The following is a 14,304-nucleotide window of genomic DNA, read 5'->3' on the forward strand; positions in this document are numbered from 1 at the left end:
TTAGCGCCCCCGAATTCCATCAGCCAGACGTTTGCCGTTACGCACCGACAGCAGCGTCAACAAGGTGCGCCAGGTCATGCGTTTATTGCGGATCTGGTAGAGGGTAAACAACTGATATTTCTTGCTGGCGCGGTCGAATTTGTCTTTGTGCTTACGATAAAAGTGGAAGTACCCGGAGAATTTTTTCGGTGACGAGGTGATCTGCATTTCGCCGTGATTGATATGCAGGATCTGCGTCGCCTCTTCCACTTTCCACGGTTCGCCGTACTCCACCACCATTCGCAGGAAGATGTCGTAATCCTGTGCCGCTTTCAGTTCGGTATCGAACAAGCACTCTTTGAAACGCCACGCCCAGGTAAAGACCTGATTACCAATGATATTGCGTTTGTAGAACAGGCGGCGTGAATACGGCGATTTGGGATACAGCGGCAAGCTTGCCGGTTGGGAATAAACTTCGCCCTGGCAAACGTAGTCGTTGGCGTACAAGAACGCATGTGTGACCAGTTGCTGTTTATGGGCGAGGAAGACGCTCAGGCGGTTGGGTGTCCATTCATCGTCGTCATCGATCCCGGTGATGTATTCCCCTTGTGCCAGCATAATCGCCTGGTTACGTACCGCGCACGCCCCGCTGTTAATGTCGTTGTGAATGTACGTAATACGCGGATCGTTGAGGGCGGTGACGTACTGTTGCAGTTGTTCCCAGGAGGTGGAGCAATCATCCACGATGATCATCTCCCAGTTGCTGTAGTCCTGGCGCAGGACCGATTTTATCGCCCGAATCGCCAGTTGTTGGCGGTTCCAGGTCGGCATATAGATTGAGATCAGCGGATTGTCTTTCATAGGTTGTTCTCCCGGAGTATCGAGATGTTCTGCCGGTTTATAAGCTGGTTTACAGGTTCTGTTGCCGGATGCGGCGTGAACGTAGGTCGGATAAGATGCGTCAGCATCGCATCCGACAGCGGATCTCGTTATTTCGCGTCCGACTTATATTCGTATTCGTAATAGCCATAATCCTGATACGCGCTGGCGCGGCGGAAGATAGAGTTCAGAATCACCCCTTTCACCGGAATACCGTTTTGCTCAAAGCGGCTCAGACTGGTTTCCACTTCTTTCAAGGTGTTGACCGCATAACGCGCCACCATTAACGTGGTTCCGACGTGACGCCCGACAATTGCGGCATCGGTCACAGCCAGAATCGGCGGCGTATCAATCAACACCAGGTCGTAGTTTTTACTCGCCCAGTTCACCAGTTCGGTAAAGCGTTCGCTCATCAACAGTTCAGAAGGATTTGGCGGCACCTGGCCGCGCGGGATCAGGTCAAATTTGGCAATCGAAGTGGGTTTAGCAGCGGTAGTAATATCGCCCTGACCAATCAGAATTTCCGACAGGCCATTGACGTTATTGGTGCCCAACAGCTCGTGGGTGTAGCCTTTGCGCATATCACAGTCGATCAACAACACCCGTTTATTGGTCTGGCTAATGACCGCCGCCAGGTTGGCGCAGACAAAGGTTTTACCGATTGACGGGCTAACCCCGGTCATCATCAACACATTGTTCTGTGCCTGCATCATCGCGAAGTGCAAACTGGTACGCAGACTACGGATGGCTTCAATCGCCAGATCGGTTGGATTCCCCACCGCCAGTAGCTGGCTCTGTTTATAGCGTTTAACCCCTTTGATGGTTTTGACGCTATCGCGCGCTTTCTGCCATTCCGACAACGGGATGCTGGCATAGACGCTGATACCGTGTTCTTCCAGCACCTGCGGGCTTTCAATGCCGCGATTGAACAACGAGCGCAGCAGCACACCCACGATAGAAAGCATCAGGCCGAGGATGATTGCGCCGAGAATAATCAGCCCTTTCTTCGGTTTCAGCACGCCAGGCTGGGTGATTGCCGGGTCAACAATACGCACATCGCCGACGGTGCTGGCCTCGGTAATTTTCAGCTCCTGCTCTTTATTCAACAGTTGCATATAGACCTGCTGCCCAGACTCGACATCGCGCGTCAGACGCACAATCTCCTGCTGGGTTTTCGGCATCGCCGTTACGCGACCGTTAAGTTTGGCCTTCTCTTCTTCCAGCGCCTGACGTTTCTCCAGCAGCGTGCGGTACGCCGGGTGAACTTTGGTGTACAGCTTGGAGATTTCCGCCTCTTTAAAGGTCAGTTCGTTCAACTGCGCGTCGATGTTCACCATTGAATCAAGCACCGCTTTCGCTTCCAGCGGCAGATCAACAGAATCTTTATCCTGACGGAAGGCATTCAGTTTGTTTTCAGCAACATCAAGGCGGCTGCGTACTTCTGGTAACTGTTGCGCGAGGAAGGCGAGGCTTTTCGACGCTTCCGCCGATTTGCGCTCAATATTTTGTTCCTGATAGTTACGGGCGATACTGTTAAGAATATCGCGGATCTGTTCGCGATCTTCACCGGTATATGTCAGGCTCAGTACGCCAGCGTCTTTGCCATTCTCTGTTACCGTCAGGCTGTTTTGCAGTTGATTGATCATCCCCAGCGTGGAGTATTTAGTGACGGTAAACTCACTGCCCGGGCTGGCGTGAATGGCTTCAACCATCAGCGTGACGCCTTCTTTTTTCAGCATCTGACCCGCTTGCCCACGAGCGCTAAAGCCGCCGTCGCTGCTCAAAGTGTAGTTTTTGTTGTCCAGCACATTAAGCGTAAACACCTGATCCACCATCTCTTTTGGACGGTTAAAGGTGGTCACTTTTACGGTCTCGTTCTGACGTCCCATCAGGCGATCCCAGCCCGCACCGAAAATCGGGAACGTGTTTTTGCTCACCGCAATATCGAGGTCGAGATCGTCCACCGTTTTACCAAGCACCAGGCGCGAACGAATCAACTGGATCTCAGCATCCGATGCTGGCGGTTTGTTGGCTAATGCCGAGCCGATATCCTGCACTAACGAATTGCCGCTGTTTTGCTCGATTTGTACCAGTGCGTCGGCGCTGTATATCGGCGTGGCGAAGAAGGTGTAAACCACGGCACAGAGGGCGAATACGGCGGTGATGCCAATTACCCACCAGCGCGCTTCAATGACGGTGCCGACCAGGCGACCAATATCGATTTCATCACTGCCCGTTACCGGAGCGGCATGTTGTTTTACTTTTTCTGTCATTGTTATACCTGCTCTGCGTTCAATGCCTGCGCCCACTGGCGGGCAGACCGTTCAAGTAATGTGTACACCGCTGCAAACGTTTCCCGGCTTTTGCGATACGGATCGGGGATTTCACATTCGTTATCCCAGTGACCAAACAGCATCACTTTGCCGCGCATCTCAGGTGCCATCTCGCATAAGCGTTCGATATGGCGCTTTTCCATAGTCAATATCAGGTCGTAGTTGCGACACAGGCGGCGGCTGATTTGCCGTGCACAGTGACCTTCCAGAGACAGTTGATGTTCTGCGGCGACGCTGATAGCGGTAGGATCAGCGCCCTTACCGACCAGCGCGCCGAGTCCAGCGGATTCTACTTTCAGCTCAGGGTGATAACGTTGCAGTAAGCGTTCCGCCGTCGGGGAACGGCAAATATTGCCGACACAGACAACTAAGATGTTGTTAAACATGACGATTACCAGTTATGAATGTCGCTGGCTGTATCCGTCATGTAACGGACACCGCTAATAGTTGGCAGCAACTGATTGATCAGACGGTTCCAGCGGGAAACCGGAGCGGTGGTGACATACACCACGTCATAAGGCTGCAGGCGGAATTCTGTCGCCATCACCAGCGACGTGGCATCGGACATATCCAGCTGATAGATATTGGCAATCTTGCCGTTACGCCCGCCCTCGCCTTTCAGCGGACGAATGACAAAGATGCCGCTGGCGTTGGAGGTGGTCATGTCGATGCCTTCAGCATTGCCCAGGGCTTCAGTCAGGGTCATGCCGCTAAAGTCCATTTTCAGGGTGCTCTGTTTCTTCACTTCACCCATCACAAATACTTTCAGATCATCATTACGCGGCACGTAGAGAATATCGCCGGGGTAAAGCAGTCGGTTCTGATTGAGGTCGCCGTTTTGCATCAGCGCCTGCAAAGAAATGCGTTCTTCACGACCATTGTGTGTTAGCACCACGTTGCGCCAGTCAGCGGTATCGGTCAGGCCACCTGCGGCGTTAATGGCGTCGAGAATGGTCAATGGTACGTTGGTGATCGCCTGTTGACCGGATTTATTCACCTGACCGGAGATATAGGCTTTTTGCGAGCGGAAGGCGGCGATATTAACGTCCACCTGCGGGTCAGCGATGTACGTCGCTAAGCGCCCGGTAATATCACTGCGGATTTCAGCGAGCGTTTTCCCCACCACGTGAACCTTGCCGATATACGGGTAGAACATAGTGCCGTCAGGCTGTACCCAGTTGCCGGTGTCGCTGGAGCTGCGGTACTGACCAGCTGGAGTGGTGAGTTCCGGGTGATCCCAGACGGTGACATTAAGAACGTCGCCCGGCCCGACACGATATTGATAATTGGCAATCTCGCTTTCCAGCGTCATATTGGGGCGCGCGACGTTGGGTCGTGGGCGTAATTGATCAATCAGGCGCGGGGTCAGCGGATAAACATTCACCATTTTGTCGAGATCGAAATCAGCATCCTGCTGTTTGATGACGTCTTTACCCATCGTCGACATATTGCTGCCCGGAAGTACTGTGCAACCGCTTATCAAGGTTACTGACACCAATAATGGCATCAATTTCATTTTGGATTTCATCATTGTTTATTTATCACTTTGGCAGAGTAATTATCCTGTGCACTATTAATAGCAATGTCGCCATGCACATTTACCTTGCAGTTAATTGAATAAAAATTTAACTGGCATCAGTCCTAAAAAAATTGATTTCATCCGCAGGCTATTGACAGAATAATTCAGACTGGTCTCTCAGGCGTCCAGACACGCTACCGCCCCTGGCTTTTTAGCTACCAATACACTGATTTAGTTTAGATTTTCTAACTCTTTCATCATGCAGTTGATTATGAAAAAGCGTTATTCCGTGAATTAATTTTCCAGATATAAGGTGGCATTATGGTAATTGAATATTGGCTTCCCATAATGCAGGAGGAAGTGTTACAGCTAACGGAATAGCAGGCAAGGTAACAATTCGGCAATTGGCTATTTTTAAGAATTATATTAAGTGTCATTCAATATGGTTTTTAGGAGTTTCTTTAGGTTGACAATATTTAATATAGTGTCTCCACATGCGATATTTCTTAAATAATGTTTTATTATTACCACTTTTAATTCAGGGATAATGTGAGGTTATAAACCTCAAATAATATGAGATAAATAGTGCTGCAACATTGCATTTTTGCCCCGATTTATCCATGATCGAATTGTGACATTTGTCATACAACGAATAGGTTTTGTACTTACTATGGAATGGATTGCCGATCCGTCTATCTGGGCCGGGTTAATCACGCTGATTGTGATCGAACTGGTCCTCGGCATTGATAACCTGGTCTTTATTGCCATCCTCGCCGAAAAACTACCGCCGAAGCAGCGCGACCGCGCACGGGTTACCGGGCTGCTGCTGGCAATGTTAATGCGCCTGTTACTGCTGGCGTCAATCTCCTGGCTGGTCACCCTGACTCAACCACTGTTCAGCTTCCGCTCGTTTACCTTTAGCGCCCGCGACTTAATCATGCTGTTTGGTGGTTTCTTCCTGCTGTTCAAAGCCACGATGGAGTTGAACGAACGGCTGGAGGGGAAAGACAGCAATAACCCCACGCAACGCAAAGGTGCGAAGTTCTGGGGCGTGGTGACGCAAATTGTGGTACTGGACGCCATCTTCTCACTTGACTCGGTGATTACTGCCGTCGGGATGGTCGACCATTTACTGGTCATGATGGCCGCCGTTGTTATCGCGATCAGCCTGATGCTGATGGCAAGCAAGCCGTTAACGCAATTTGTTAACAGTCACCCGACCATCGTCATACTCTGCCTAAGTTTCCTGTTGATGATTGGCTTTAGCCTGGTGGCGGAAGGTTTCGGCTTCGTCATTCCGAAAGGCTATCTGTATGCTGCCATTGGTTTCTCGGTGATGATCGAGGCGCTCAATCAGTTGGCTATCTTTAACCGGCGACGTTTTCTTTCCGCTAACCAGACACTGCGCCAGCGGACTACCGAAGCGGTAATGCGCCTGCTTAGCGGGCAAAAAGAAGATGCGGAACTGGATGCCGAAACCGCGTCCATGCTGGTGGATCATGGTAACCAGCAGATCTTTAATCCGCAGGAACGGCGGATGATTGAGCGGGTACTTAATCTTAACCAGCGTACTGTCAGCAGCATCATGACGTCGCGCCACGATATTGAGCATATCGATCTCAACGCGCCAGAAGAGGAGATCCGCCAGCTGCTGGAGCGAAATCAGCACACGCGTCTGGTCGTTACCGACGGCGATGATGCAGAAGATTTGCTCGGTGTCGTTCACGTTATCGACCTGTTACAACAGTCACTGCGCGGCGAACCGCTCAACCTGCGGGTGTTGATTCGCCAACCGCTGGTGTTCCCGGAAACTTTACCGTTGTTACCTGCCCTGGAGCAGTTCCGTAATGCCCGCACACACTTTGCTTTTGTGGTGGATGAGTTTGGCTCGGTGGAAGGGATTGTGACATTAAGTGACGTCACTGAAACCATTGCCGGTAACTTACCGAACGAAGTGGAAGAGATCGACGCCCGCCATGATATTCAGAAGAATGCCGACGGTTCCTGGACGGCGAATGGTCATATGCCGCTGGAAGATCTGGTGCAATATGTGCCGCTGCCGCTGGATGAAAAACGTGAATATCACACCATTGCCGGGCTGTTGATGGAATATTTACAGCGTATTCCAAAACCTGGCGAAGAAGTTCAGGTGGGGGATTATTTGCTTAAAACGTTGCAGGTGGAAAGCCATCGCGTGCAGAAGGTGCAGATTATTCCGCTGCATAAGGATGGCGAGATGGAGTACGAGGTGTGATGGTATGTAGGCCTGATAAGACGCGTAAGCGTCGCATCAGGCGTTTCATTCAACCGGGAGAGTATGTGACATTAGAGGCTGTTCCGTTCACTTTATGTTCCTCGCTACTTTGGAACGCTCAAGCCGGTGAACGTGCCAGGGTGGCTCAATCGCCACCACCCTGGCAACCCGGGCTCCCGGCGGTAAATCGCCGCTAGCGCGGTCCCCTCATCTTATTCCTTTCGGCTATCGGGTACGGGCGCGAGGTAACATCCCTGTAAAACGCGCCCTCAGCCCACATCCATGTGGGCTGCCCCGGCCTACAGGAAACGATTCGGCGATTTACAGCCGGACCAACACCCTCGCTGAAGTATCTTACTTATACAGATGATTCATCTTTGCTGAAAGTAATCTACGTGATTGCCTGATGCGACGCTTACGCGTCTTATCAGGCCTACAGCATATATCATCTGGATGACTTACATCTTCTCCAGCAACTTCTTCACATCTTTGCCATTGCGGGAATCTTTATTCCGCTCGGCCCAGTCATTCAGGCGACGTTTGGCTTCGTCCTGTAGATGTTTGCGTAGCAGCTGGTCCACTTGCAGACTGTAATTAAGTTGCTGCCAGTTGCCATAAACCCGCAGCGGTACTGGCGTTTCTTTGAGGAAATCAATCAGTTTGCTTTCCCCGTTCCAGCCACCCACGACCCGAATATCAAACTGGGTGTCGCAGGTTTGATCTGCCAAATTCAACATGCCTTCCCCTGTCAGCGCCAGCACAGGCGATTGACCTTGCATGTCGTTTAACGTCACAACGCCATCCTTCAACGTCAAATCGGTGGTAAAGCGGTCAAGACGCGTCACGTTATCGAAGTTTTCAGCGGCCTTCACATCACCACCATTACGCTCTACCGCTTGCTGAATCATCTGCTGGAAGTTCATCCCTTCCATACGTGTGTCCGTCATTTCGACATGCGCCTGTCCTTGCCAGTTGTGGCGGAATGCGTCGGCATCTATGTCAGCACCGGAGAAATCACCAGCCAGTGACATCTTTCCGGTCAACGAAATCGGATAGTTAAACGCCTTCAGAATGGTGCCAATCTCAACGTTTTCCAGCCGTGGCTGGAAGTTTATCCGCGGATTTGTTGATGTTGCATCCAGCGTGCCCGGCAGTGAAACCTGTCCACCGTTAAGCTTGCCCTGCAGTTGAGTAATTTCCAGCAAACCCGACTTGTTGGTCATTTGCGTGGCAACGTCTGTAAAATTCATTCCGCGCCAGCGCACGTTACTGGCCTGCAACAAAATATCAGCCGTAAAGCCTTGCAATCCCTGATAGGCCGGTTCATCAATACGCGAAGAAATGACCGGGCGCGGCAACGTGGATTGGCTCTGCCCCTGCTGCGCGGCACCGTTTTCACCGTTCGCTGTTTCTTTAAGCGGGATGAGGTTGTCAAGATTCAGTTGCGGGAATTGCAGTCTCAGCTGCCATTCCGGTTTCTCTGTCAGCGTGACCTGTGCTTGCCCGCTCAGCGTACTGTCATTGGCGGTCAAACTAATTTGGTTAAATGAAAGGCGTTTATGTGACTCCTGCCACTGGGCCTGGAAACTCCCCTGCCCCTGAATACCTTGTTTTGGTAAATCGGCACCCTGCAACTGCCAGTTAATTTGTTCAATAGCCGCCGTTAAATCATGCGGATAATCAGAAGCATCTACCGTACCGTTAAGGGATATCGTGAGATCGCGCTGATCGCGATTAACCCGCCCGGAGAACTCAAATGAACCACGATGTTGGGGATCTTGTTCCATTTGCAGGCGGATATTACGGATTGTCACCTGCTCGTCATCTTCATGCTGGAACACCAGCACGCTGTCCGCCACCTTAAGACTGGATATATCAAACGACCATCCGCGATCGTCTGACAGATCCGGCAAGGTATTGTCGCGCGGTGCAACCGGGGCATCTTCGCTGCGTACCGCTTCCGTCTGCGGCGTCAGTTGGATCACTGCCCCTTTTAGCATCACCTGCTTAACGCTCAGTTGATGACTCAGCAGTGGTAAAAGCGCCACGTCCAGACGCATGTTGTCTGCGCGAACCAGTGGCTGGCTCGCGCCCTGGGCAGTGAGAGACATTCGCCCGGAGAGGATACTAAGTTGCGGCCAGACGTGCCAACGCAGTGGCCCGTCGAGCTGCAATTGATAACCGCTACGTGCAGCAACTTGCTTGACCATATAGTCGCGGAAATCATTCGGATTCACCAGCAACACTAACGCAGATAACCCGGCCACCAGCACGACCAGGAGTATCATCAGCGTCGTCAGAAATCGTCTCATGGTATCCTCAATGGGCCTGAATTAGTCTTTATCGATTCGGCTGGCTACCGCGCCCTGCTGGTTGCGATATTTCGCATCTTCACGGCGGTTGTAAGGTCGCGCCGCCGGGCCGGAAAGCGGCTCAAAGCTCAGCGCACCAATTAACATGCCCGGACGCAGCGCCAGCGGCAGCTTACCGGAGTTGTAGAACTCCAGCACAATGCAGCCAGACCAGCCCGGATCGATACGGTGCGCGGTGACGTGCACCATAAGCCCCAGACGCGCCAGTGAGGAACGACCGTCCAGCCATCCCACCAGATCGGCTGGCAGCGTCACCGACTCCAGCGTCACCGCCAGCGCCAGCTCTCCTGGGTGAAGATAAAACGCCTCGCTTTCATCGAGTACGATCTCATCGCTCATCACGCGGTCAAGCGCGGCGCTCACTTCATCTTTGGGACCGCTCAGATCGATAAACGCTGCCGTGTGACCACGGAAGGTACGAAATTTATTGCCCAGGCGCACATCCACCGTCGCGCCATTAATACGCTCCACTGGCGGACGTGGGTTGATCGACAAACGGCCTTCATCAAGCCAGGCTTCAATATCTCGGTCACACAGACGCATGGCATTTTCTCCTTTCGTGCATCACTCCCTTAACGCCAATTACGTCAAGGGCATACCAGGTTATCACTGAACGGTACACAATTTATCAAGCTTATTCAAAGAACTGACTTATTTTCGCTTTCAATATATCGATGGCGATGCGGTTTTTCCCGCCGCGCGGCACGATAATGTCCGCATATTGTTTAGAAGGCTCAATGAATTGCAGAAACATCGGGCGCACGGTTTTTTGATATTGCGCCATCACGGAATCCATTGAACGCCCACGCTCGTTAACATCACGCTTGATGCGGCGCATCAAGCAGATATCCAGCGGGGTATCAACGAAAATTGAGAAGTTAAGTTCATCACGCAAACGCGCATCCGTCAGCAGCAAAATGCCTTCGAGAATGATGACCTTCTTCGGCTCAACCTTTACCGTTTCTTTCATACGCGTATGTTCAACATAGCTGTAAACCGGCAGGTCAATTGCCGAGCCGCGTTTCAATGCTTGTAAATGCTCAAGCAGCAGGCTGTGATCCATCGCGCTGGGATGGTCGTAGTTGGTCTTAACGCGTTCTTCCATCGACAGATGGCTTTGATCTTTGTAATAGCAGTCTTCGGGAATTACGCCGATGTGTTCATCACCGACTTGCTCACGTAATTCACGATAAAGGGTACTGGCAATAAGACTCTTGCCGGAAGCCGATGCGCCAGCGATACCGATAATGACGCACTGATGAGACTGATCAGTCATATATTTAGCGACCTGATTAACCTGGATGTTAGGAAGGGGGCGACGAAGCGCCAAACGCGGCAATTATAGGGATTTCATCCGCCTGATACCAGTCGAATAGCGTTGCCGCGCGCTCAGAGTTAATTGTTGACGAAGAATTCCCGGTGGCAAATTACGTTGATCAGTTTTATACAAGGTAAAAAATGTTATACGCAGTTGCGCAAATTATCCGCCTTTACGTCACTTTATGAGCAATTCGCATATAAAATGTAAAACTTTTGTACTAGCATAAACACAGAAACGAATACTGGCGACCAGGTCTTGCGGATAAAGCGGTAATGAGCAAACAATCACAGCATGTATTAATTGCCCTGCCCCACCCGCTGCTTCACCTGGTCAGTTTAGGTTTAGTCTCGTTTATCTTTACCCTTTTCTCGCTTGAGCTTTCGCAGTTTGGCACCCAACTCGCCCCATTGTGGTTCCCGACGTCCATCATGATGGTGGCGTTTTATCGCCATGCCGGACGCATGTGGCCAGGGATTGCACTGAGCTGCTCGCTGGGAAATATCGCTGCATCCATCCTGCTTTTTTCCACCAGTTCGCTGAACATGACCTGGACGACCATCAATATTGTTGAAGCCGTGGTCGGGGCAGTGCTGCTGCGTAAATTGCTGCCGTGGTATAACCCATTGCAAAATCTGGCTGACTGGCTGCGTCTGGCACTCGGTAGCGCCATTGTTCCACCTCTGTTAGGGGGTGTTCTGGTTGTCCTGCTGACGCCCGGAGACGATCCTCTCAGGGCATTTTTGATATGGGTACTGTCAGAATCCATCGGCGCACTGGCACTGGTGCCGCTGGGATTGTTATTTAAACCACACTATCTGCTGCGCCATCGCAACCCAAGGTTGCTTTTTGAGTCGCTGCTCACGTTAGCCATCACACTGATGTTAAGTTGGCTTTCGATGCTGTATCTGCCGTGGCCTTTTACTTTCATTATTGTGCTGTTGATGTGGAGCGCCGTGCGCCTGCCACGAATGGAAGCCTTTTTGATCTTCCTTACCACGGTGATGATGGTGTCACTGATGATGGCCGCTGATCCCTCCCTGCTTGCTACGCCGCGTACATACCTGATGAGCCATATGCCGTGGCTACCGTTTTTGCTGATCCTGCTGCCCGCCAACATCATGACGATGGTGATGTATGCCTTTCGTGCGGAACGCAAACACATTTCCGAAAGCGAAACCCGCTTTCGGAACGCGATGGAATATTCCGCCATCGGCATGGCATTAGTGGGCACCGAGGGGCAATGGCTGCAATCCAACAAAGCGCTCTGCCAGTTTCTCGGTTACAGTCAGGAAGAACTGCGCGGACTCACCTTTCAGCAACTGACCTGGCCGGAGGATCTCAATAAAGATCTCCAACAGGTTGAAAAGCTGATAAGTGGTGAAATAAACACCTATTCAATGGAAAAACGCTACTACAACCGCAATGGCGATGTTGTCTGGGCGTTGCTTGCCGTCTCACTGGTGCGCCACACCGATGGTACGCCGCTCTATTTTATCGCTCAGATTGAAGACATTAACGAGCTAAAACGCACCGAACAGGTGAACCAGCAACTGATGGAGCGCATCACGCTGGCTAACGAAGCGGGCGGGATTGGCATCTGGGAGTGGGAGCTAAAGCCGAATATTTTTAGCTGGGATAAGCGGATGTTCGAGCTGTATGAAATTCCTCCGCATATCAAACCGAACTGGCAGGTGTGGTACGAGTGCGTGCTGCCGGAAGATCGCCAGCACGCCGAAAAAGTAATTCGCGATTCATTGCAATCGCGCTCTCCCTTTAAACTGGAATTTCGCATTAACGTGAAAGACGGTATTCGCCATATCCGCGCCCTCGCCAACCGGGTACTGAATAAAGAAGGCGAAGTCGAACGCCTGCTCGGCATTAATATGGATATGACCGAAGTGAAACAGCTTAACGAGGCATTGTTTCAGGAAAAAGAGCGCCTGCACATTACGCTGGATTCCATCGGCGAAGCCGTGGTCTGTATTGACATGGCGATGAAAATTACCTTTATGAATCCAGTGGCGGAGAAGATGAGCGGCTGGACGCAGGAAGAAGCGTTAGGTGTTCCGCTCCTGACGGTGTTGCATATTACTTTTGGCGACAACGGGCCATTAATGGAGAACATTTACAGTGCCGACACCTCACGTTCTGCGATTGAACAAGATGTGGTGTTGCACTGCCGGAGCGGCGGCAGCTACGACGTGCATTACAGTATTACGCCGTTAAGTACTCTGGACGGCAGCAATATAGGCTCGGTTCTGGTGATTCAGGACGTCACCGAATCACGCAAAATGCTGCGCCAGCTGAGCTACAGCGCCTCCCATGATGCACTGACGCATCTCGCCAATCGCGCCAGTTTTGAGAAGCAACTACGCATCCTGCTGCAAACGGTAAACAGTACACATCAGCGACATGCCCTGGTGTTTATCGATCTTGATCGCTTTAAAGCGGTGAATGACAGCGCCGGGCACGCCGCTGGCGACGCTTTGCTGCGCGAACTGGCATCATTGATGCTGAGTATGCTGCGCTCCAGCGACGTACTTGCGCGACTCGGTGGCGATGAATTTGGTCTGCTGCTGCCAGATTGTAATGTCGAAAGTGCGCGTTTTATCGCTACACGCATTATCAGCGCCGTGAATGACTATCACTTTATATGGGAAGGACGTGTACATCGGGTAGGTGCCAGTGCCGGGATTACCTTGATTGATGACAACAATCATCAGGCGGTTGAAGTGATGTCGCAGGCTGATATCGCCTGTTATGCCTCCAAAAATGGTGTACGGGGCCGGGTGACGGTTTACGAACTACAGCAAGCTGCCGCACATAGCGAACGGGCGGCGATGTCGCTTGATGAACAGTGGCGGATGATTAAAGAGAATCAGTTGATGATGATCGCCCACGGCGTCGCTTCGCCACGGATCCCGGAAGCGCGTAATTTGTGGTTGATATCACTAAAACTCTGGGGTTGCGAAGGCGAGATTTTTGATGAACAAACATTTCGTCGTAGCTTCGGTGATCCGGCGCTTAACCATGCTCTTGACCGCCGGGTATTCCATGAATTTTTCCAGCAGACCGCAAAAGCGATTGCCAGTAAAGGCTTAAGCATCGCCCTCCCCCTTTCTGTTGCCGGTTTGAGTAGCGCCGCGCTGGTGAATGAACTGCTTGAGCAGCTGGAAAATAGCCCTCTACAACCACGGTTATTACATCTGATTATTCCGGCAGAAGCGGTTATCGATCACGCAGAAAGCGTGCAAAAACTGCGGCTGGCCGGTTGCAGGATCGTACTCAGCCAGGTGGGTCGCGATCTGCAAATTTTCAACACGCTGAAAGCGAATATGGCAGATTACCTGCTACTTGACGGTGAGCTATGCGCCAGCGTGCAGGGTAATTTGATGGATGAGATGCTGATTACGATTATTCAGGGGCACGCTCAGCGACTCGGGGTGAAGACTATCGCCGGGCCAGTTGTTTTACCCTTAGTGATGGATACGCTTTCTGGCATCGGCGTCGATCTGATTTATGGCGATGTGATTGCCGATGCCCAACCGTTGGATTTGCTGGTGAATAGCAGTTATTTCGCGATTAACTGAGGGAGCGTTTGCCCATTGCCTGATGCGACGCTAACGCGTCTTATCATGCCTACAAAT

9 protein-coding genes are annotated in these 14,304 nt (G+C 51.5%); 2 read left to right on the forward strand and 7 right to left on the reverse strand.

The genetic code is table 11. The features are described 5' to 3' along the window. The 4 genes from wcaA to wza all read right to left on the reverse strand — a co-directional run bounded on the left by wcaA (position 1) and on the right by wza (position 4,722). Entirely contained in the window at positions 1–840 is an 840-nt protein-coding gene (gene wcaA, locus QUE34_RS12510) for a colanic acid biosynthesis glycosyltransferase WcaA (RefSeq protein WP_000654503.1), read from the reverse strand. Between the two features lie 128 nt (positions 841–968). After that, the gene (wzc, locus tag QUE34_RS12515) at positions 969–3,131 is read right to left on the reverse strand and encodes a tyrosine-protein kinase Wzc (protein WP_000137145.1); all 2,163 of its coding nucleotides are present in this window, start codon (positions 3,129–3,131) and stop codon (positions 969–971) included. Positions 3,132–3,133: 2 nt separating this feature from the next. Next, positions 3,134–3,577: a low molecular weight protein-tyrosine-phosphatase Wzb gene (gene wzb, locus QUE34_RS12520; RefSeq protein ID WP_000482901.1), complete on the reverse strand. Its 444-nt coding sequence runs from the start codon at positions 3,575–3,577 to the stop codon at positions 3,134–3,136. A gap of 5 nt (positions 3,578–3,582) precedes the next feature. Beyond that, positions 3,583–4,722, reverse strand: a complete 1,140-nt coding sequence (gene wza / locus QUE34_RS12525) for a polysaccharide export protein Wza (protein WP_000978094.1) — start codon at positions 4,720–4,722, stop codon at positions 3,583–3,585. 658 nt (positions 4,723–5,380) lie between these two features. Here wza and QUE34_RS12530 point away from each other — a divergent pair. Continuing rightward, positions 5,381–6,964, forward strand: coding sequence for a TerC family protein (locus QUE34_RS12530; RefSeq protein WP_001366304.1), 1,584 nt, complete (start codon positions 5,381–5,383; stop codon positions 6,962–6,964). A gap of 458 nt (positions 6,965–7,422) precedes the next feature. Here QUE34_RS12530 and asmA read toward each other — a convergent pair whose 3' ends face one another. The 3 genes from asmA to udk all read right to left on the reverse strand — a co-directional run bounded on the left by asmA (position 7,423) and on the right by udk (position 10,612). Continuing rightward, entirely contained in the window at positions 7,423–9,276 is a 1,854-nt protein-coding gene (gene asmA / locus QUE34_RS12535) for an outer membrane assembly protein AsmA (protein WP_032184537.1), read from the reverse strand. Between the two features lie 21 nt (positions 9,277–9,297). Continuing rightward, a complete protein-coding gene (gene dcd, locus QUE34_RS12540) occupies positions 9,298–9,879 on the reverse strand; it encodes a dCTP deaminase (RefSeq protein ID WP_001234777.1) in 582 nt (193 codons plus the stop codon). Between the two features lie 91 nt (positions 9,880–9,970). Beyond that, a complete protein-coding gene (gene udk, locus QUE34_RS12545; protein WP_000132077.1) occupies positions 9,971–10,612 on the reverse strand; it encodes a uridine kinase in 642 nt (213 codons plus the stop codon). 317 nt (positions 10,613–10,929) lie between these two features. On the opposite strand from udk, the gene QUE34_RS12550 reads away from it, so the two are divergent. Next, entirely contained in the window at positions 10,930–14,247 is a 3,318-nt protein-coding gene (locus tag QUE34_RS12550; protein WP_105268640.1) for a diguanylate cyclase, read from the forward strand. Positions 14,248–14,304 lie beyond the last annotated feature (57 nt).

Source organism: Escherichia sp. KS167_9B (assembly GCF_030295215.1).
GTDB lineage: Bacteria > Pseudomonadota > Gammaproteobacteria > Enterobacterales > Enterobacteriaceae > Escherichia > Escherichia coli_F.

Excerpts from the sequence above, each read along its gene's own strand:
- asmA (WP_032184537.1), bottom strand. The coding sequence starts at position 9,276 with ATGAGACGATTTCTGACGACGCTGATGATACTCCTGGTCGTGCTGGTG.
- dcd (WP_001234777.1), bottom strand. The coding sequence starts at position 9,879 with ATGCGTCTGTGTGACCGAGATATTGAAGCCTGGCTTGATGAAGGCCGT.
- QUE34_RS12530 (WP_001366304.1), top strand. The coding sequence starts at position 5,381 with ATGGAATGGATTGCCGATCCGTCTATCTGGGCCGGGTTAATCACGCTG.
- udk (WP_000132077.1), bottom strand. The coding sequence starts at position 10,612 with ATGACTGATCAGTCTCATCAGTGCGTCATTATCGGTATCGCTGGCGCA.
- wzc (WP_000137145.1), bottom strand. The coding sequence starts at position 3,131 with ATGACAGAAAAAGTAAAACAACATGCCGCTCCGGTAACGGGCAGTGAT.
- QUE34_RS12550 (WP_105268640.1), top strand. The coding sequence starts at position 10,930 with ATGAGCAAACAATCACAGCATGTATTAATTGCCCTGCCCCACCCGCTG.
- wcaA (WP_000654503.1), bottom strand. The coding sequence starts at position 840 with ATGAAAGACAATCCGCTGATCTCAATCTATATGCCGACCTGGAACCGC.
- wza (WP_000978094.1), bottom strand. The coding sequence starts at position 4,722 with ATGATGAAATCCAAAATGAAATTGATGCCATTATTGGTGTCAGTAACC.
- wzb (WP_000482901.1), bottom strand. The coding sequence starts at position 3,577 with ATGTTTAACAACATCTTAGTTGTCTGTGTCGGCAATATTTGCCGTTCC.